This window comes from Microbacterium sp. Y356 (assembly GCF_059445355.1).
Genome location: NZ_JCAIUE010000001.1, coordinates 2,527,736 through 2,547,927 on the forward strand (window position 1 = coordinate 2,527,736; position 20,192 = coordinate 2,547,927).

General features: G+C 65.2%; 16 protein-coding genes. 9 read left to right on the plus strand and 7 right to left on the minus strand.

Going from position 1 to position 20,192, the window contains the following annotated elements; translation table 11 throughout:
- Window position 1: 1 nt before the first annotated feature.
- Both AC1C2Q_RS12140 and AC1C2Q_RS12145 read right to left on the minus strand, forming a co-directional pair.
- Window positions 2-1,129 carry a Gfo/Idh/MocA family protein gene (locus tag AC1C2Q_RS12140; protein ID WP_495431350.1) on the minus strand — a complete coding sequence of 376 codons (1,128 nt, stop codon included), beginning with the start codon at window positions 1,127-1,129 and terminating at the stop codon, window positions 2-4.
- Window positions 1,129-1,950 (minus strand): sugar phosphate isomerase/epimerase family protein, encoded by an 822-nt coding sequence (locus AC1C2Q_RS12145; RefSeq protein WP_495431351.1) that lies wholly within the window; start codon window positions 1,948-1,950, stop codon window positions 1,129-1,131. The genes AC1C2Q_RS12140 and AC1C2Q_RS12145 overlap by 1 nt, the downstream gene beginning before the upstream one ends.
- Before the next feature lie 97 nt (window positions 1,951-2,047).
- On the opposite strand from AC1C2Q_RS12145, the gene AC1C2Q_RS12150 reads away from it, so the two are divergent.
- The gene (locus tag AC1C2Q_RS12150; RefSeq protein WP_495450321.1) at window positions 2,048-2,680 is read left to right on the plus strand and encodes a TetR/AcrR family transcriptional regulator; all 633 of its coding nucleotides are present in this window, start codon (window positions 2,048-2,050) and stop codon (window positions 2,678-2,680) included.
- A gap of 31 nt (window positions 2,681-2,711) precedes the next feature.
- Here AC1C2Q_RS12150 and AC1C2Q_RS12155 read toward each other — a convergent pair whose 3' ends face one another.
- From AC1C2Q_RS12155 to AC1C2Q_RS12165, 3 genes are read right to left on the minus strand one after another with little or no spacing between them, the layout of a single operon-like run.
- Complete coding sequence (locus tag AC1C2Q_RS12155) at window positions 2,712-5,012, minus strand: beta-galactosidase (RefSeq protein ID WP_495450322.1); 2,301 nt, start codon at window positions 5,010-5,012, stop codon at window positions 2,712-2,714.
- Window positions 5,009-6,778 (minus strand): glycoside hydrolase family 35 protein, encoded by a 1,770-nt coding sequence (locus AC1C2Q_RS12160; RefSeq protein WP_495450323.1) that lies wholly within the window; start codon window positions 6,776-6,778, stop codon window positions 5,009-5,011. Before AC1C2Q_RS12160 ends, AC1C2Q_RS12155 begins: the two co-directional genes overlap by 4 nt.
- A gap of 39 nt (window positions 6,779-6,817) precedes the next feature.
- Window positions 6,818-7,492 (minus strand): rhamnogalacturonan acetylesterase, encoded by a 675-nt coding sequence (locus AC1C2Q_RS12165; RefSeq protein WP_495450324.1) that lies wholly within the window; start codon window positions 7,490-7,492, stop codon window positions 6,818-6,820.
- Window positions 7,493-7,682: 190 nt separating this feature from the next.
- Here AC1C2Q_RS12165 and AC1C2Q_RS12170 point away from each other — a divergent pair, with 190 nt between their 5' ends.
- The 7 genes from AC1C2Q_RS12170 to AC1C2Q_RS12200 all read left to right on the plus strand — a co-directional run bounded on the left by AC1C2Q_RS12170 (window position 7,683) and on the right by AC1C2Q_RS12200 (window position 16,185).
- Window positions 7,683-8,348 carry a YesL family protein gene (locus tag AC1C2Q_RS12170; RefSeq protein WP_495431356.1) on the plus strand — a complete coding sequence of 222 codons (666 nt, stop codon included), beginning with the start codon at window positions 7,683-7,685 and terminating at the stop codon, window positions 8,346-8,348.
- A gap of 76 nt (window positions 8,349-8,424) precedes the next feature.
- Window positions 8,425-9,960, plus strand: a complete 1,536-nt coding sequence (locus AC1C2Q_RS12175; protein WP_495450325.1) for an extracellular solute-binding protein — start codon at window positions 8,425-8,427, stop codon at window positions 9,958-9,960.
- Window positions 9,961-10,017: 57 nt separating this feature from the next.
- Window positions 10,018-10,986, plus strand: coding sequence for an ABC transporter permease (locus AC1C2Q_RS12180; protein ID WP_495431358.1), 969 nt, complete (start codon window positions 10,018-10,020; stop codon window positions 10,984-10,986).
- On the plus strand, window positions 10,986-11,867 hold the full coding sequence (locus AC1C2Q_RS12185) for a carbohydrate ABC transporter permease (RefSeq protein ID WP_495431359.1): 882 nt from the start codon (window positions 10,986-10,988) through the stop codon (window positions 11,865-11,867). The genes AC1C2Q_RS12180 and AC1C2Q_RS12185 overlap by 1 nt, the downstream gene beginning before the upstream one ends.
- Window positions 11,864-12,511: a DUF1961 family protein gene (locus AC1C2Q_RS12190; RefSeq protein WP_495450326.1), complete on the plus strand. Its 648-nt coding sequence runs from the start codon at window positions 11,864-11,866 to the stop codon at window positions 12,509-12,511. Before AC1C2Q_RS12185 ends, AC1C2Q_RS12190 begins: the two co-directional genes overlap by 4 nt.
- Window positions 12,508-15,147, plus strand: a complete 2,640-nt coding sequence (locus AC1C2Q_RS12195) for an exo-rhamnogalacturonan lyase family protein (RefSeq protein ID WP_495450327.1) — start codon at window positions 12,508-12,510, stop codon at window positions 15,145-15,147. The genes AC1C2Q_RS12190 and AC1C2Q_RS12195 overlap by 4 nt, the downstream gene beginning before the upstream one ends.
- A gap of 72 nt (window positions 15,148-15,219) precedes the next feature.
- Window positions 15,220-16,185: an aldo/keto reductase gene (locus AC1C2Q_RS12200; RefSeq protein ID WP_495450328.1), complete on the plus strand. Its 966-nt coding sequence runs from the start codon at window positions 15,220-15,222 to the stop codon at window positions 16,183-16,185.
- 68 nt (window positions 16,186-16,253) lie between these two features.
- On the opposite strand, the gene AC1C2Q_RS12205 is transcribed toward AC1C2Q_RS12200, so the two are convergent.
- Together AC1C2Q_RS12205 and pgm are read right to left on the minus strand one after the other, a co-directional pair.
- A complete protein-coding gene (locus AC1C2Q_RS12205) occupies window positions 16,254-17,231 on the minus strand; it encodes a hypothetical protein (protein ID WP_495450329.1) in 978 nt (325 codons plus the stop codon).
- Between the two features lie 105 nt (window positions 17,232-17,336).
- A complete protein-coding gene (gene pgm / locus AC1C2Q_RS12210) occupies window positions 17,337-18,980 on the minus strand; it encodes a phosphoglucomutase (alpha-D-glucose-1,6-bisphosphate-dependent) (RefSeq protein WP_495450330.1) in 1,644 nt (547 codons plus the stop codon).
- 133 nt (window positions 18,981-19,113) lie between these two features.
- Here pgm and pheA point away from each other — a divergent pair, with 133 nt between their 5' ends.
- Entirely contained in the window at window positions 19,114-20,055 is a 942-nt protein-coding gene (gene pheA / locus AC1C2Q_RS12215) for a prephenate dehydratase (RefSeq protein ID WP_495431365.1), read from the plus strand.
- The last annotated feature ends 137 nt before the right edge of the window (window positions 20,056-20,192 follow it).

The following is a 20,192-nucleotide window of genomic DNA, read 5'->3' on the forward strand; positions in this document are numbered from 1 at the left end:
CTCAGAGGGTTCTGGCCAGCGGGTCGAAGTCCGCACCCAGCGCACCTACCGGGTCGAGAGTGCTCTCGATCGGAACGAAGGCGCTGCTGTCGGCCGTGGCGGCCTCCTCGATCGTGAGGAGGGTGTCGAGCACGTGGTAGCCGAGCTCGCCGGTGGCGACGTGCGGACGGCCGGCACGGATCGAGCGGGCCATGTCGAGCACGCCGAGACCGCGGCCGGTCAGGATGCCCTCCTGCGGCAGGTCGATGCGGATCGGATCGGATCCGGCATCCGGAGCCGGGCGCACGATGGTGAGCTCTCCGCCGAACGTGTTCGGGTCGGGGATGATCAGCGAACCCTCCGTGCCGTGGATCTCGACGAGACCCTGGCGGCGCAGCGCCGAGTCGGTGCTGTACAGGCTCTGGCCCTGGCCGCCGTTCTCGAACTGCATGAGCACGGAGACGGTCGAGGGCACCTCGACAGGGAAGGTTTCGCCTGCGAGCGGACCGACCTGCACCGTGCGGTGCTCGGATCCTTTGAGCCCGAGAGCTGCGACAGCCGCGACCGGGCCAAAGATGTGCACGAGCGTGGAGACATAGTACGGCCCCATGTCGAGCAGCGGCCCGCCGCCCACGGCGTAGAGGAAGCCAGGGTTCGGGTGGAAGATCTCCGGCCCCTGCCACTGGAACGTCGTCTGCGCGAAGAGCGGACGCCCGATGTCACCGCGGGCGATCGCCCGCTTCGCGGTCTGTACGCCGGGGCCGAGCACGGTGTCGGGTGCGACGCCGACGCGCAGGCCGCCCGCTCCCGCCTTCTCGAGCAGTCCGCGCGAGGATGCGCGGTCGACGCCGATCGGCTTCTCGGTCCAGACGTTCTTGCCTGCCGCGATGATGCTCTCCGATACCGCGACGTGCACGGCGGGGATGGTGAGGTTGATGACGATCTCGATGTCGGGGTCGTTCAGCACGACATCGACGCCGCCGGCGTTCGGGACGCCATACTTCGCTGCCTGCTCACGAGCACGGTCCTCGAGGAGGTCGCCGACGGCGAGGACGGTGACGTCGGGGAACTGTGTGAGGTGTGACAGGTACTGATCGCTGATGTTGCCTGCGCCGATGATGCCGACGCCGACGGGTCCGCTGGCGGCCATCAGCGGGTGACCTTCTCAGCCGGGACGGTCTCATCGAGGAACACGCGGCTCGCCTCGATGGCCGCATATAGGTCGCCATCGAAGTGATCGAACTCGACGACGGCGAACTCGAGAGCGCTCGCAGTGGCAAGCGCCTCCGCGAGCGGCACGACGCCTTCGCCTGCCGGAACCTGATCTGCAGGCGGATACGCGTTCACCTTCTCGGCGTCGAGCGTGCCGTCCTTCACATGCACGGCGACGACGCGGTCACCGAGGGTACGCAGCAGCGCGAGGACGTCAACACCAGCGCGTGCCGCCCAGTACAGGTCGACTTCGAGCACGACGCGCGGGTCGAGGTGATTTGCGAGGATCTCCAGACCGGTTTCTTCGCCGAAACGTGCCTCGAGCTCGTGAGCGTGGTTGTGATATCCGATGCGGATGCCGCGCGCTGCGGCCGCATCGGCGGCGACGTTGAGCAGCGAGGCGATCTCCTGGATCTGCTCGACGCTGGTCCAACGGGCAGGGTCGGTGTACGGCTCGATGACGACTGTCATCCCGAGCTTCTCCGCTGCGGTGAAAGTCTCGTCGAGGGTCGGGACGTCGCTGTCCGTCGTGCTGCCATCGGGGTTCACGAAGGATGCGGATGCCACGAACGCGTGCCCCGTCGGAGAGGAGAGTCCGCGAGATGACAGCGCGGCGGCGAGCAAATCTGCGCGACGCACGAAGTTGTAGGGCTCGACTGTCGTGAAGCCGCGCGCGGCGATGGCGTCGAGCGTCTTGTCGAGGTCTGCGTCAAGGTCTTGGTTGACGGTGAAGAGCTGGATGGAAGTGAGAACGGACAAGTGTGAATGCTCCTCGTTGAGGTGATTTCAATGGTGTGGTGCGACAGTATCAGAGAAAACCCCCGTGTGGAGGTTTTTTCTGAGTAGGATCAAGATCATGACAGCCGAAGCCGGGATACCGGCACCCGATGCCGGTGCTGATGCCCCGAGAGCACCCTCCCGAGGTGCCTATGCCAAGGGTGTGGCCAGGCGTCAGGAGATCCTCGATCGTGCGATCGAGGTGTTCGCACAGCGCGGCGCCGATCGCACCAGTTTGCGTGCCATCGCTGAAGCCGTCGGAGTGACCCACGCGGCACTCAGGCACTACTTCGGGTCGCTGGAAGAGCTTCTCATCGAGGTCTATCGGGAGTCGTCGCGCACGATCGCCTCGACGGAGATCCCGGGCGCTGAGCCTGAACCCGTCGGGGGCATGAGTCGATCGGCGGAGCGCAACAGGGAGATCCCTGGGCTCGTGCAGCTGTACTCGACACTCGTGTCATCCGCGCTCGAGGAAGGGCATGCGCACGCAACGGCCTGGGCGACGCAGCGCTTCGCGCACCTGCGCGCCGAGATCGCCGAGCAGGTGCGCGGGCAGCAGCAAACCGGGCGCATGCGCGCCGATGTCGACCCTGACGCCGTCGCAGCCCTCATCATCGCGGCATCCGATGGTCTTCAGACGCAGTGGCTTCTGGATGAGTCGACGAAGCAGTCCGAGGCTCTCGCGCTCCTCGAACTGTTCCTCGCCGCCTGAAGCGGCTCAGACGCCCAGCAGCGCCTCGAACTCAGGCGTCGGTCGCGCGCCAGAGTCCGCGGGAGCGGACGGTGACGGAGGGCGCACCGCGGAGTCCGTCGTCTGAGGCAGCACGGAGTCTCGCTGCCGCCTGCTGAGCGAGCGCGACCGTTGAGTGGGACGAGAGTGGCAGGACGCGCAACGTCACAGCGCTGTGCCCGGTCACGCCGACGTCGATGAGTGACACCTGCCATCGGGTGCCGTCCCAGAAGCGGTCATCGACCGTGACATCGTCCACGCGCAGTTGCCCGACATCTCCCTCCCAGTCGATCTCGAGCACGGCATCATGCGCGGGATCGGCGGCCCACTCTGGCAGCTCGAAGACGTAGACGGCGGCCGAAGCATCCACAATCGCGGCCTCCGGTGCGCGATGACGGCCTGCGCCGAAACCATAGTCGTCGGGGACCTCGCTCGCGGCCCGCGACCGGACGATTGTCACGTTCGACTGCGCAGCCTGGGCGCCGCGAGGCTCCACCTCGCACGGCACCCATGTGCGCGACTGCGGATCGTATTTATCGAGGTTTGCGGAGCCGGCATCGGAGCGCAGCCACACGGTCCGCTCGTCCCAGGAGAGTTCGGCATCCGTGCGCAGAAGGTGCCGATTGCCGCGCGCATCTTCGCGCACCCAGATCCGTGCCGTCTCGGAGTCCGGGAGCACCAGGATGTCTGCCCCGGTGGTCCGGATCGGCGAAGTGCTCGGTTGGATCGTCACCGGCGCCGTGTCGCCGATCGCGATCTCAACGGGAATGCCGGCATCAGCCACCAGTACGAGTGTCGGCGTCGCACCCGGCAGCACGGTGAGCGCCGAGGCCGTCACCCAGCGCACGTGTGCACCGCCGATGCGCAGGCCGAGTGGCCAGCGCGCGAGTGTGCCGGATGGGATGTCGACGGGGCGAGAGGGCACCGTGATCGAGCCGGCACCCATCTCGATCTGCAGTTGTACGTCGCTGACGGACTCAAGCCGCTCGTAAGGCTGGTGGTGGGAGATGATGGCAAACCCCTCGGCGCCGTCGCTGCGCAGCGCCCAGCGCAGCGTGTCGCGGTCATCAACTCCGCTCGGACGGGTCTCCGGAAGAGTGGATGTCATATCGGCCAGCCGATCGCCGAATGCGTTCAGGAAGGAATGCTGCGCACGAAGCAGCGGTGCCGTACCGCCCAGGTCTCCGGATTGACGGATCGGGGCGTGGAAGTCGTAGCTGAGTTCCGGCATGTCGTTGGGGTAGCCGGTCGACTGCGTCTCCTGCATCCCTGGCGCCGGGTTGCGGCCTCCGGAATACATGAAGTAACCCTGCCATGCCGACCCGTTGCCGATCTTGGTGTGCGCGAGCGCGGCGGTGTCCTTCGGGTCAAGCACCGGACGGCGGTGGTACGCGGTGGCCATGCCGCCGCCGAGTTCGCAGGTCGCCGGGGGAAAGCCATGCAGATCTGTTGTGGGGACGACTTCGACCGCGATGGCTGGGTCGCTGTGGATCGCGCGGACGTCCGCACCGACACCCGGATCGTCCCAATCGTGGGACGGCAGGAAATGTGCACGGAAGGTGGGGTCCCACGGCTGATCAGGATCGACCCAGAAGCCGTCGGCATAGCCCCCGAACAGCGGGAAGACCTCGCCATGCGGCAGGTCGGCACCGCCCCACGCGGTGGCCGTCCACAGCGGAGCCGTGATCCCCGCTTCGCGCGCCATCCGCTTGAGAGTCACAAGATGCTCTGGGCGATCGTAGAGTTCGTTCTCCAACTGGATGGCGATGACAACCCCGCCAGGGGTGGCGCGTCCAGCGAGCGCTTCGGCCAGCTGGCCGAACCATTCCCGCACGAGTGCGAGGTAACGCGGATCGTCGCTGCGGTGGGCCAGATCCTGCTGCTGCACCCAATCAGGGAAGCCGCCATTGCGCGCTTCGCCGTGCGCCCACGGGCCGATTCGCAACACGACCTCGAGGCCGGCCGTCTCGCACTCGTCGACAAACGCGCCGACATCGAGGGCGCCCTCGAAATCGGCTGCGCCGGCAGAGGGGGCGTGGTGCAACCAGAACACGTATGTCGAGGCCACGGTGAGGCCTGCCGCGCGCATCTGGCGCAGCCGCTCTGCCCACCTGGCACGGGGCAGACGGCTGTAGTGCACTTCCCCCGAGATCGGAATCCATCCGATTCCCTCGCGCAGAATCGCACGATCCGTGACAGTGATCCCGCGGCCGGCATCCTCCGTTATCGGCATGCCGGCAGAACGTGCCGGCACCGACCAGGGCAGGTGGCGGGCAGTCAGAGGGCCGACTGGGCCGCGCTCCGACGCGCTCATTCGACTTCGTGTCCGAGGTTCGGGCGAGCGAGAAAGCGCGCCGTCGCATCCGTCATCGCCTCGAGCTCGACGATGACGATCTCGTTGCGGCCCTGCTTCGTCACCGGCCCCGGCACGTACAGAGTGCGCTGGGGTCCACGACGCCAGTATCGACCAAGGAAGAAGCCGTTGATCCAGGCGTAGCCCTTGCCCCAGCCTGCAGTGTCGAGGAAGAGATCCGCGGGCGCATCCAGGTCGAATCCTGCGCGCAAGCCCACCGGACCGGCTGCATGGGCGTTGGTGATCGCACCCGAATCGCTCGAATCGCCCGGAGCGTTCAAGACGGCATGGGCGAGTCTGGGCACGTCGATGCTGCGCACCTGCCAGGGGCCGTCCAGCGGGATGCCGTTGAGCGTCGGCGCGGAGATGATTCCCTTGTGCTCGCCGATCTTCGTGTCGTAGTTGACACGTCCGGTCTCTTCGACCAGAAGGCGAAGGCGATCCCCGGGAGGAAGAGCAAGGGCAAGATCGCCGGTTGTCCGCTGAAGCATGCCGACGGGGCGATCATCCAGAGTCACCCATGCGACGTCTCGAACGTCCGCCGCCAGCACCGTCGTCTCCTCGGATGCGATGCGAGTCGAGTACTCCACGAGCACGACGTCGGCGCCGAGATCATCCATCGACGGCGGGGTGCTGAACTCGCCGTGGTCGAAGGCTGCTGATGGGAGCGGGTTTCCGACGCTCTCGAGTGGGACGGTCAACGTCGGTGCATCGATGGCCGTGGGCAGCGGATCCGAAGGAACCGCAGCATGTTTTGCGATCACATTGCGGAACGCGTGGAACTTCTCGGTGAGATCGCCCGACTCGCTGATCGGCGCGTCGTAGTCGTAGCTCGTCACGAGCGGCAGATAGCGTCCGGAATCGTTCGCTCCGGCGGTCAGACCGAAGTTCGTGCCGCCGTGAACCATGTAGATGTTGACGGATGCTCCAGCGCTCAGCAGCAGATCGAGATCGGCGGCGCTGTCTGCGAATGTCGTGGTGTGGTGCTTCTCGCCCCAGTGGTCGAACCAACCGCACCAGAACTCCATGCACATCAGCGGGCCGGTGCTCTGGTGCTCGCGCAGAGTGGCGAGGCGTTCGTGGATGCGAGAGCCGAAGGATCCGGATTTATGGAGCCCCTCGTGCGCGCCGTTCTCGAGCATGTGCGGGATCGGCTGGTCTACCTGGGTTAGTGGCACGGTGATGCCCGCGTCGCGCGTGAGCCGGATGAGCTCTGCGAGGTAGGCCTTGTCTGAGCCGTAGGCGCCGTATTCGTTCTCGATCTGCACCAGGATGACGCTGCCGCCGGTGTCGATCTGGCGTGGAGCGATGATGTCGTTGATCTTTTCCAGGTAGGCGGTGACGGCTTCGATGTAGCGAGGGTCAGAGCTGCGGAGTCGTACCTCCGGGTCGGCGGTGAGCCAGGTCGGCAGACCGCCGTTGTGCCACTCGGCGCACACGTACGGCCCTGGGCGCACGATCGCGTGCATGCCTTCTTCGGCGATCAGATCGAGAAAGAGGCCGAGGTCGTTCTGCCCTGTGGCATCCCATTGCCCTCTGACCGGTTCATGCGCGTTCCAGGCGACGTAGGTCTCGATGGTGTTGAGCCCCATGAGGCGAGCCTTGCGGATGCGATCACGCCAGTGGCCCGGATGAATTCGCGGGTAGTGCATCGCCCCCGAAATGATCTGAAGTGGTGCGCCGTCGAGAAGAAAATCGGTGTCACCGATCTCAAAGCGGGAAGTCATTGATGTCCTTTCGGGGGAGTGGTCTTCGACGCGATCGCGTCAGCTGACGATCTGCGAGCCTTTCGCGGGCTGGTCGCCGCCCTGTCGTTCGATCGCACGCAGCGAGCGGGCAACGAACGCCGCAATGCGATCGGCGCCTTCGACGCGGAAGTGCGTGTTGTCGGTCAGCCCGTCGGGCCACGCGGCTGCCTCTCCCGGAGCGAAGTGCGAAAGCATGCGTGTGGACTCGGCCTCGCCGAGATCTTCATACAGCCAGGAGGTGAAAGCCGTGAGGTCGATGAGTGGGGAATCGAGCTCATGGGCGAGATCTCGCACAGCGTTCGGATAGTCGCCGTGCGTCGGAGTCAACTGACCGGCGTCGTCGAACCAACGACGTTCGCATGACGTGCACAGCACCGCGAGGGCGCCCTGCTCGTGAACATCGGCGACCATGCGGCGCAGGCGATCGGTGTAGCCGCTGCGAGCGGCGAGTTCTGGCTGCTTCTGGTCGTTGTGTCCGAACTGGATCACGACGGTGTCGCCCGTGCGGACCTCAGACAGAAGCTCCGCCCAGCTGCCGGAGGAGAGGAAGGATTCGGTGGTCGCGCCGCCGAAGGCGAGGTTTCGGACGGGGAGTTCGACATGTCGTTCAAGGAAGTGTCCCCACCCCGACATCGGACTCTCTGCGGGCTTCATGGGAGCGACGGTCGAGTCGCCGGCCAGGTGATAGATCATCTTCGATTCCTCAAACGCTGGGCACCACTGTGGGATGCGAACGGCTGTGACAGCAGTGTGTCATGGATAGCGCTTTCCTGCTGTGGTTGACGCGTCCTGGTTCGTGGGTTAGCATCGGGAACGGAAAGCGCATTCCCGCCCCGAAACCGTATCGCTGACACGCGCGGAATGCCGATCGATGGAGATCCTCATGAGCAATAGAACCGCGTCAGGCGGGTGGGCGATCCGCGCCCATGCAGCCTGCGACTGGCTGTTCTGGGTCATGACGGTGAATGTCCTCTGGTACGTCTTCACCCTCGCTGGCGGCATTGTGCTCGGCGCGGCGCCGGCATCAGTCGCAGCCGCCGAGCTCACCCGCCGCCGGCTCCGCGGTGAAGCTTTCCCAGCCGTGCGCACGTTCGCCGAGGCATGGCGTCGCGAGTTCTGGCGAGCGAACGCCGTATTGGCGCCCATCCTGATCATCGGCGCCATCCTCACGGTGAACACGATCGGCTTCGCCGGTGCAGGCACGCTCGCCGAGGCATCCGGAATTCTCACTCTGGCAGCACTCGTGCTCACGTTCGCGCTGCTGGCCGTCGTCGTCCCGCTCTACGTCCACTACGACCTGCCGCTACGGGCCTACGTTCTGACGGCGTCCAGATGGATGCTGCGCAACCTCGCCCACGTGCTGCTGCTGGTTCTCGCTGCTGTCGTCGTCGTCACCGCGAGCCTGATTCTTCCGGGCATCATCCCGTTCCTCTCGCTCGGCACGTGGCTCACGATCGACACAGCCCTGTGCCTGGCCTTCTTCGCAGCGAACGACCGGCAGCTCGCCGCCGCTGTTGTCGCCGACGCGGTTCCCATCGCCGCTGGCTGACCATCCCGATCCCACCAACCTCACCCCTGCAACCCTCACCCCTGCATCTCGCAACAGCACGAACGAAGGAGTTCACATGAAGCACATCAGAAAGCTCAGCGGTCTGGCACTCGCCACCGCCGGTGCCGTCGTCCTCGCCGGATGCTCAGCAGGAGGCTCAGGCGGAGGTGAAGGTGAGACCGCCGAACTGAAGAGCCTGTCGATCATGGCACCGTATCTGGTCACGAACGCTCCGGCCGAGGGCAATGAGATCCAGGCCGCCCTCGAGGACATCGCCGGTGTCGAGCTCGACATCAACTGGGTGCCCAACTCGTCGTACCTGGACAAGACAAACATCACGCTCGCCGGTGATGACATCCCACAGGTCATGGTCATCCAGGGCAAGGACCCTGGGTTCGTCCGCAACGCAGAGGCCGGCGCCTTCTGGGATCTCACGGAATACCTGGACGACTACCCCAACCTGAAGACGACCTTCCCCGAGGTGCAGGAAGCCGCGAGTGTGAACGGCAAGGTGTACGGCATCTTCCGCGCCCGCGACGTGATGCGCGCCGCCGTCATCATCCGCAAGGACTGGCTGGCGAACGTCGGGCTCGAAACGCCGAAAACCACGGAAGACCTGTATGAGGTCGCCAAAGCCTTCACCGAGCAGGATCCAGACGGCAACGGCGTCGACGACACCTACGGACTGATCATTCCCAAGTGGCCGGGCGCGATCGGCAGCAACAGCCCGTATGACGTGATCGAGACGTGGTTCGGCGCCGGCAATCGGTGGACCGAGCGCGACGGCGAACTGGTGCCCAGCTTCACGACCGATGAGTGGCTCGACGCGGTGGAGTACGAGAAGGAACTCGTCGACGGCGGCTACGTGAACCCCGACTACGCCACTTTCGACTCGGCGACGTGGAACGAGCCCTTCCTCAATGGCAAGGGCGGCATCATCATCGACGTGCACTCGCGTGCAGGCGTGCTGATGAACCTGTTCAAGGAATCCGACCCTGAGGGCTTCGACCAGTACGTCGACATCGCCGGAAACCTCACCGGACCCGAGGGGGAGCTGAACGCCCACCCGACCACGGGCTACAGCGGATTCCTGGCCATTCCGAAGACGAACGTGCGCACCGAAGCCGAGCTGCGCGCAGTGTTGGAAGTCCTCGACAAGTTGAACTCGACCGAGGCGGGGCCCATCCTCAACAACGGTATCGAGGGCGAGACCTACACGCTGGACGGCGAGCTCGCTGCTCCCATCGACGACGCCCCGCAGGAACTGAAGGATGCCGTGCTCAGCTACAGCCAGCTGGGCATGAACGTCACGGGCTTCCAGGGCTATCTCCCCAAGCAGGCGACGGAGTACGAGCAGGAGATGTACGACAAGCGCAAGGAGATCGAAGCCTCGGACTCCGAGAATGCGAGGTACGACGAGGCAGCGGCTTACGTCTCAGAGACCTACGTGTCCAAGGGTGCCCAGCTGGACGTCATCGTCTCGGATGCGCGCATCCAGTACATCGCCGGTCAGATCGACCTTGACGGTCTCAAGGACGCGGTCGCGCTGTGGCGCAGCAGTGGCGGAGACGACATCATCGCCGAGATCAACGAGCTGAGCAGCCAGAACTGACCGAATGAGGGGCGGATGCGAGCTGCATCCGCCCCTCCCACACCGACAGGAGATCGCGTGGTCGTTCTGGACTCACCCGTCACACAGACGGAGGCTCTCACCGTTCCGCCGCTGAAGCGTCGTCGGGGCGCACGGGTGCATTTCACCCAGTTCAAGTGGCTGTATCTGATGCTGCTGCCTGGACTCATCTATTTCGCGGTCTTCCGGTACGGGCCGATGGGCGGCGCGGTCATCGCGTTCAAGGACTACGTCCCCTTCCTCGGTATCGCCGACAGCCCCTGGGTGGGCTTCAAGCACTTCGAGGATCTGTTCGCCAGCCCCGACTTCGGGCGCATCATGACGAACACCCTGATCTTGGCGCTGCTGAGCGTCGTCGTCGCCTTCCCGCTGACGATCGTCGTCGCGCTCCTGCTCAACGAGCTGCGCGTCAACATCGTCAAACGCTCCGTGCAGACGCTGATCTACATCCCGCACTTCCTGTCGTGGACCGTCGTCGCGTCGCTGACCTATCTGCTGTTTGCATTGGACATCGGCCCATTGACGCAGCTGATCAATGGTCTGCTCGGAACGGAGACCAGCTTCCTCACCGACCCGGCCTGGTTCCGCCCGATCATCGTCCTGCAGGACATCTGGAAGAACACCGGCTGGGGCACCATCATCTTCCTCGCCGCGCTCGCGAGCGTCGATCAGGAGCAGTACGAGGCGGCGATCATCGATGGGGCGGGGCGTTTCCAACGCGTCTGGCATGTGACGCTCCCGGCCATCCGCCCCACGATCATCATCCTGCTCGTGCTGCAGATGGGGCAGGTGCTCAACACCGGTTTCGAGCAGATCTATCTGATGACGAACTCGCTGAACCGTCAGGTCGCCGACGTCTTCGACACCTACGTGTATTTCATGGGCATCACCCAGGGCTCCTATAGCTACAGCACCGCGGTCGGCCTTTTCAAGGCGGTCGTTGGTGTGGTGCTGATCTTCGGGGCGAACTGGCTCGCCAAACGTTTCAACCAGACGGGGATCTTCTGATGGCACGCGAGAAGTACCGGTTCAACACCCCGGGTGGCAAAGTCTTCGACGTGTTCAACGTTGTTCTGCTCACGGCAGTTGGTGTCGTTGCGCTGATCCCGTTCGTCTATGTCATCGCCGGCTCCTTCGCCACCGAACTCGAACTCGCTACCCGGTCGTTCTTCGTGTGGCCAGAGACGTTCAGCCTGCGCGCCTACGAGTCGATCCTCACGAGCCCCACGTTCCTGCGCGCGATGGCGACGACGATCGGGGTGACGGTGGTCGGGACGCTGATCCAGCTGTTCCTCACCGCGTCGATGGCGTATCCGCTGTCGAAGGGAAACCTGCCAGCGCGGCGCACGCTGCTTTCGCTCATCGTGTTCACAATGGTCTTCTCCGGCGGCATGATCCCGACGTTCCTCGTCGTCAAGGATCTGGGGATGCTCGACACGTACTGGGCGCTGATCCTGCCGATGGCGATCAATCCGTTCAGCCTCATCATCATCAAGAACTTCTTCGAGCAACTTCCGGCTGAGCTTGAGGAATCAGCGAAGATCGACGGAGCGAACGAGATGCAGGCGCTGTGGAGCATCATCCTCCCGCTCTCCAAGCCCGTGCTCGCCACCTTCGCGCTGTTCTACGCCGTGGGCATCTGGAACGACTTCATGTCGCCGCTGCTGTACCTCAACGACAACTCGATGTGGACGCTGCAGATGTTCCTGCGCCAGGTCACGGTCGCCACTGATCTGTCGATGCTCGAGGCTGGCCCCGGTCAGATGCCTCCAGCGCAGGGCATCAAGTTCGCCGTTATCGTCGTGGCGACCCTGCCCATCCTGCTGTTCTACCCGTTCCTGCAGAAGCACTTCGCGAAGGGGATGCTGATCGGTTCGGTGAAGGGATGACGGCTCTGCTGTATGCGAATCCGCTGGTGTCTCCTGGAGATCTGGCCGGCTGGGTTTCCGAAGGGCCGATGGTCGCGGCGGCGGAAGATGACGGCCTGATCCTCTCCAGCGGCGGAGGAATCGACGAGCACTGGACACTGTGGTGCCCGGAGGTTTTCGGTGATCGCATCCGCATCACCTGGGAGATGTCCCCGCGCAGCGAACCGGGTCTTGCCATGCTGTTCTTCGGTGCGGCTGCGGTGGGCGGCGGTGGGATCTTCGACGATGGACTCGCTGCGCGAACGGGCGTCTACCCGCAGTATCACTCCGGCGATATCCGCACCCTGCATGTGTCCTACTTCCGCAGGCGATGGGAAGACGAACGCGCCTTCCATACCTGCAATCTGCGCAAGTCGCCCGGGTTCCATCTGGTCAGTCAGGGTGCCGACCCCCTGCCGTCCGTCGACGACGCACGCGGAGCGTTCTACCGCATCTGCGTCATCAAAGACGGTGCCCGCGTGACTTTCTCGATCGACGACCTCGTTCTCTTCGACTGGGTCGATGACGAATCAACCGGACCACGGGTGCGCGATGGCCGCATCGGATTCCGACAGATGACCCCGCTGACCGCCTGCTACCGAAACCTTGAGGTGCATTCGCTATGACCGTCCCCGCCACTCCGGCCGTCCCCCTGCGCTGGCTCGACGACGTCGCCCCGGCGGTGCTGCCCTCGGGTGTCACCTGGGGTGCACCGCTTCCGCGCGGGAGTGTCGCATCGGCCTCGGAACTTCGCCTTCGCCGCGATGGCGTGAACGTGCCCGGACAGTTCTGGCCCCTCGCGACCTGGCCCGACGGGTCGGTGAAGTGGACGGGCGCGGCGCTCGGCGCCACGGACGTTGTCGGCGAATACGAGATCGTGGCGGATGCCGCATCCGAGGCTCCCGAGCACGAACGGCCGGTGCGGGTGCGCCGCGAGGCCGGCGCGGTGGTCGTCGACAACGGTGTGATCGCGGTGGAGGTTTCCGTGCCCGAGCAGGGCGGTTCGGTCGACGCGCTCATACGGAAGATCACGCGAGACGGTGTCACGATCGCCGAGGACATCCGTCTGGTCAGCTTGCGGCAGGACGAGATCGCGGAGGACGGCGGCAGCGCGCCGCGGGAGCAGTTCCGCTCGCGCATCTCACTGGTCGATGTCGAGCAGGAAGGCCCTATCAGGGCTGTCGTGCGGCTTGAGGGCACGCACCGGGCAGAGTCGGGAGAGCGGGAGTGGCTGCCGTTCATCGTGCGACTCGTCCTGGTCGCGGGCTCTGCGGAGATCCGCGTCGTGCATACGGTGATCTGGGACGGCGACGGCGAGGTCGATTTCCTCACCGGTCTCGGTGTCAGGGCAGGGGTACCGCTGCGGGCAGCGCTGCACGATCGGCATGTCCGGTTCGCCGGTGCTGATGGGGGCTTCTTCTCCGAGGCGGTGCGCGGGCTCACCGGCCTCCGCCGCGATCCTGGTGCCGAGGTGCGTGCCGCACAAATCAGGGGAGATGCGACGTCGCCGACCTCCGGATGGAACCCGGAAGTATCAGAGCGGCTGGATCTCATTCCGGCCTGGTCAGATGCCACGCTCACCCAGCTCAGCGCCGACGGCTTCGGCATCCGCAAGCGCACCGCCCCTGGCCACGCGTGGATCAGCGCGGGCGCAGGCACGAGGGCCGAGGGCTTCGTCTCGGTCAGCGATCCGGGTGGCGGGCTCGGCGTCGGAGTGCGGAGCTTCTGGCAATCGCATCCTGGTCAGCTCGACATACGGGGCGCGGCATCTGAACGGGCGGAGGTCACGGCGTGGCTGTACGCGCCGGAGGCGCAGCCGATGGACGTCCGGTTCTATCACGATGGTCTCGGGCAGGATGACTTCGCAACGCAACTCGAGGCGCTTGAGATCACCTACGAGGACTACGAGCCCGGCTTCGGCGAGGCGCAAGGCGTCGCGCGCACCCACGAGCTCACGCTGTTCGCCTACGCAGCCACCCCGCCGATCGAACGCGCAGCCGACGACGTGGCGCGGCTGCAGACTCCTCCGCTGCTGCAGCCGACTCCCGCGCACCTCGATGCCGTGGGTGTGTTCGGTGACTGGGCGCCGATCGATCGGTCGACACCGCTTCGAGGGGAGATCGAGGACAGCATCGACTTCCTCCTGGACTTCTATCTCGGCCAGATCGGGCAGCGCAGCTGGTACGGGTTCTGGGACTACGGCGACGTGATGCACGCGTACGACGCCGACCGTCATGTCTGGCGTTACGACGTCGGCGGCTATGCCTGGGACAACAGCGAGCTCTCACCCGATCTGTGGCTCTGGTACTCGTACCTGCGCAGCGGTCGCGCCGACGTGTTCCGACTCGCAGAGGCGATGACCAGGCACACGGGCGAGGTCGACGTCTATCACCTCGGTCGTTGGAAGGGGCTCGGATCGCGGCACAACGTGCAGCACTGGGGATGCAGCGCCAAGCAACTGCGCATCAGCAGCCCGATCTACCGGCGCATCTTCCACTACCTGACCGCGGACGAGCGAGTTGGTGACCTGCTCACCGAACTGCGGGACAGCGACCAGCGTTTCCTCGACACCGATCCCACCCGGAAGGTGCGAGCGGATGCCGCGACCTACCGCCCGGATCGTTCGGCGCTCGCCGTCGGGCTCGGGACGGATTGGGGCGCGCTGGCTGCGACGTGGCTCACCGATTGGGAGCGCACCGGCGACACGCGCTCCCGCGACCGGCTGCTGGGCACAATGGCCGACATCGGCGCGCTCCCGCACGGATTCCTCACTGGCGAGGCCCTGTACGACCTCGACACCGGACGCTTCGACACGACTCGCGACCGTATCTCGGTGTCGCATCTGAGCGCAGTGTTCGGGCTCGTGGAGGTGTGCAGCGAGCTGATCGACCTTGTGGACGTACCCGGATTCCGGGACGCGTGGCTCGATTACTGCCACCTGTACCTGGCAACGCCGGAGGAGCAGACAGCGGCGGTCGGAGCTCCGCTTTCCGGCATTCATCTCGAACAGGCGCACAGCCGACTGACGGCGTACGTCGCTGCAAGCACCGACGATGCTGCGTTCGCCGAGCTGGCCTGGCAGGCGTTCGAAGGGGTTGGGGAATGGCTCGTCCACCGTCGCGATCTCACGCTGAATCGGGTGGGGGTGCCGCACGTCCTCAACCCAGTGGATGAGGCACCCAGCGTGTCGACCAATGACGCGGCCCAGTATGGGCTGGCGGCGATCCAGAACCTCGCGTTGATCGGGGATCGCCTTGGATGATCTGACCAGAAAATTGGCGAGCTCCGTGGGTACACCGCCCCTGGCAGGGATGCGCACAGAGGAGAAGACAAAGTGAAGTACACCCGACTGGGCCGTTCCGGCGCGCAGGTGAGTCGCATCGCCGTGGGAACCATGAATATGGGTCCTGTGATCGGCGAGGATGAGTCATTTGCCATACTCGACCTCGCGTTTGAACGCGGCGTGACCTTCTTCGACACCGCCGACGCATACGGGGGACCGCCGTGGGGACCGGAACCCGGCCAGACGGAAGCTCTGCTCGGCCGGTGGATCTCGTCCCGCGGCGTGCGCGACCAGGTGGTACTCGCGACGAAAGTCCACGAGGTCATGGGCCCCGGTGTGAATGATCGCGGATTGTCATCGCTGCACATTCGCAGCGCGGTAGAGGCTTCGCTGCGGCGTCTGGGGACCGACCGGATCGACCTCTACCAGATGCACCACATCGACCGCCACGTCCCGGTAGATGAGGTGCTGGATGCTTTCACGCGGCTGCGCGACCAGGGCAAGATCGTCTATCTGGGCTCGTCGAACTTCGCTGGTTGGCATATCGCCCAGTATCAGGAATTGTCAGCCGCCTCGCATCGAGCGCCCCTCGTCACCGAGCAGTCTGTATATAGCCTGGCGAACAGGACGGTGGAGTTGGAGGTCGTTCCGGCAGCTTCTGCCTACGGGATGGGTTTGCTTCCGTGGTCACCTTTGGCTGGCGGAAGACTGGCGGGCGTGCTCCGCAAGACAGACACAGCACGAAGCGATGCTTCGAAGCTTGGTGAGCATCGCGCACAGATTGAGCAGTATGAGCAGTTCGCCGACGAGCGCGGCATCGATCCGGCCGTCCTTGGCATTGCTTGGCTGCTGCACCAACCGGTGGTGACTGCGCCCATCGTCGGTCCCCGGCGGATGGAGCATCTGACCAGTGCCCTCGCGGCACTGGAGGTGACGCTGAGCGAAGAGGATCTGGATCGGCTCGATCGCATCTGGCCGGGCCCGGGCGGCCCAGCGCCGGAGGCGTACGCCTGGTAGCAGCCGGTCTCCGCTTCGATCGGGATCTGCCTATCGAAGCGGAGACCGGAGATTCACCGGTGACGATGTCAGATGAAGGGGCGCACGTCGAGGATGGAGCGGAGCGAGAATCCGCCGGTATCGATCACGTCGGGCAGTTGCACTGTGAGTTCGGCCACCAGCCCGACACGCGCCTGCACGACGTGAAGATCACCTTCCGTGGCATCCGGAGCCGACAGGGCGGCGGCAGCGCGGTCGGCGAGCGTCTCACACGCCGCCGTGACCTCCGCTGCGCGGTGACCTTCGCGCGCCGACCGACCCACTGAGTAGACCCAGTCAAGCTGCCGGAATCCCCACGCGTCGAGCGAGCTCTCCTCGGACGGCAGCACGGTCGCTGTCTCGTGTAGAAGAAGAAGTCCCGTGTCAACGACGCCAGACGGATGTGGCCACCGGCGCCCGAGCCACTCGTAGAGAAAATGCATGTGGAAACTGCATCCGAGATTGCCGAACAGTCCTGGGTCCTCGCCGACGGCCCCCATTCGATCGCGGAGCCAGAGTCCCGTCTCGTCATCGGCGTGTTCGTCCAGCCAGCCCAGATATTGGTCAAGCCATCTGGTGCGCTCGTTCTCTTCAGCCCCAGCGCAGACGACGCCGATGGCGAGGAGCCCGGCCGCGTCATGCGACGCAGGCCACGGCTGATCCCAGTCGAGTCCAGCGAGGAACGGGGATGCCGCCTCCGCGCGCAGCAGGTCTTGCAAGCGGGCGGGGACAGAAGGCAATTCTCCGAGCACCATGAGTGTCGTCAGCGCGGTGGCCGCGCGGTGGATTTCGCCGTGAGTCGGATCCGCGAACAGCCCGTCTGCTGTCGCGAACGAATTCACTGCGCGGCGCAGATCTTCCGCCTCGGGATCCGTGGGGCGGTCGCCGAGCGCGATCCTGATCCCGACGGCCGCTGCTGTTCCGTACAGATCCGCGGCGGTGCCGCCACGGTGACGGGTATATCCGCCTTCCCGGCGGCTCTCAGAAACCCGCTCGCGAGCATTGCGAAGAAAACGGTCGAAGCTCAATGCGCTGACCATAAATCACCGTTCTCGGGAGGGCTCGTCGCGAGCACAGTTGGTTTCGCAACGGCGTCTGGCGCCGGTACGGGGCCGATGCAGGGGAGCGGTAGCTCAGCCGCCCAGCGCCGCCGACACCACAGCGCGAGCCTCGGCCTGCACCTCGGCGAGATGTTCTGCTCCGAGCAGGCTCTCGGCGTAGAGCTTGTAGACGTCTTCCGTGCCGGAGGGACGAGCCGCGAACCAGGCGTGCTCGGTCTGCACCTTCAGCCCGCCGATCGCTGCACCGTTGCCTGGCGCGTGCGACAGCTTCGCGGTGATCGGCTCACCCGCGAGCGACGTCGCCGCGACGGCATCCGGAGTGAGCTTTCCGAGCGTTGCCTTCTGCGCAGGCGTTGCCGGAGCATCGACGCGCTGATAAGCGGATGCTCCGAACGCCAGCTCGAGTTCGGCATAGCGCTCTGACGGACTCTTGCCCGTGACCGCGATGATCTCGGCGGCGAGCAGGCACAGCAGGATGCCGTCCTTGTCGGTCGACCAGACGGTGCCGTCCTTGCGGAGGAAGGATGCTCCGGCAGACTCCTCGCCACCGAATGCGACCGAGCCGTCGAGCAGTCCCGGTACGAACCACTTGAAACCGACCGGAACCTCGAGCAGACGACGGCCGAGGGACTCAGCGACCCGGTCGATGATCATCGACGAGACGAGAGTCTTGCCGATCGCGGCATCCCGTGGCCAGGCATCGCGGTGCGAGAACAGGTAATCGATCGCGACCGCGAGATAGTGGTTGGGATTCATGAGGCCGGCATCCGGAGTCACGATGCCGTGCCGGTCGGCGTCGGCGTCGTTTCCGGTGAGCACGTCGAAGTCGCCCTTCTTGGCGACGAGGGATGCCATCGCGTTGGGCGACGACGGATCCATCCGGATCTTCTCGTCCCAGTCCAACGTCATGAAACGCCAGGTCGGATCGACCTCGCGGTTGACGACGGTCAACTCCAGCTCGTATACCTCTTTGATCAGCGCCCAGTACTCGACGGATGCGCCGCCGAGCGGATCGGCGCCGATGCGGACACCGGCGTTCTTGATGGCATCGATGTCGATGATCGTGGCCAGGTCGCGCACGTAGGCGTCGCGGAAGTCATAGCTCGGCAGGGCATCCCAGTCGATGTCGGCGAAGCTCGTCGATTTGACGGCGTCAAGGCCTGCCTCGATGAGTTCGTTTGCACGGTTCGCGATCCAGCTCGTGGCGTCAGTGTCGGCGGGGCCGCCGTGCGGCGGGTTGTACTTGAATCCGCCATCGCGCGGAGGGTTGTGCGACGGGGTGACGACGATGCCGTCCGAGCGGCCAGCAGCATCCGTCGGCAGTTCGCGGTTGTAGGTGAGGATCGCGTGGCTGAGCGCCGGAGTCGGCACGTAGGAGTCGCGTGAATCGACGCGCACCTCGATGCCGTTGGCGACGAGCACCTCGATCGCGGTGCGCTCGGCTGGCAGGGAGAGGGCGTGAGTGTCGCGTCCGAGGAACAGCGGACCGGTGATGCCCTGCGCACGGCGGTAGTCGACGATCGCCTGAGTGGTGGCGAGGATGTGCTGCTCGTTGAAGCTGTTCGACAGCGATGAGCCGCGGTGACCGCTCGTGCCGAAGGCGACGCGCTGAGCCGGATCACTCGGATCGGGGCGGCGGTCGTAGTACGCGGCGATCAATTCGTCGACGTCAATGAGGTCACTTTCCTCCGCGGGGAGGCCGGCACGGCTGGTCATGGTCCCAGTCTGCCCCTTTTTCTTCCTCCCCGACATCCCGCGAAACTTCACATGTGTCATGAATATCCCCGGCGTCGAGGACATAGGCGAAGTCTCGCGGCGCGGGTGAGGCAGGAGGGCTAGGGTAAAACGCGTGACTGAACGTCGTACCTACAGCTACCTGGGCCCTGCGGGCACCTTCACCGAAGCGGCACTTGACCAGGTGGCCGAGGCGCGAGGTCAAGACTGGCGTGCTGTGCACAACGTCGGCGAGGCTCTCGCGGACGTGCTTGAAGGGCGCAGTTACGCGGCGATGATTGCGATCGAGAATTCCATCGAGGGTGGCGTCTCCACGACACAGGATGCTCTCGCAACGTTGCCCGGGCTGCGCATCGTCGGCGAGTATCTGGTGCGCGTGAACTTCGTGCTGGTCGCTCCGCGTGGCACGAAGCTCGAGGATGTCACCGTGATCGCCGCGCATCCGGTCGCCTACGCCCAGTGCCACGGCTGGCTGGGCGAGAATCTTCCGAACCACTCGCACTTTCCGGCGGCCAGCAACGTGGCATCCGCGATCGGCGTACTTGATGGTTCGTCGCCCGCGCAGGCGGCGATCGCTCCCCCCGGGATCGTGCAGCACTACGACGTCGATGTGCTGGCATCCGAGATCGGCGACAACTCTTCGGCCGTCACGCGCTTCGTGCTCGTGACCCGCACTACCACTCCGCCAGACCCGACCGGCGCTGACAAGACCTCCCTGATCGTCGAGCTTCCCAATGACCGACCCGGTGCGCTGCTCGACATGCTCGAGCAGTTCTCGACACGCGGCATCAACCTGTCGCTGATCGAGTCCCGCCCCATCGGAGATGAGCTTGGGCGCTACCGATTCGTGCTCGACGCCGACGGTCATGTGCAGGATGAGCGGATGGCGGATGCGCTGCTCGGCATCCGTCGGTTCAGCCCGCGCGTGGTGTTCCTCGGTTCGTATCCTCGTGCCGACCGTCGGATCGTGCACTACCCGGACCGCTACTCGGATGAGGTGTTCGTCGAAGCGCGCGACTGGCTCCGCGGGCTCCTCTCCGGCGCGCCGGAGGAGTAAGCGGGCTGTTTCGCCGGGAGGGGTCGTAGCCTGCCGCTTCAGGATGCCGAGGGCGACCAAGTGCGACCCCTGACCGTTGGGGGCGTTTAGTGAGGTGGCGCGTTTTGCCGCTATGTGTCGATTGAAGCGGCCAGGTG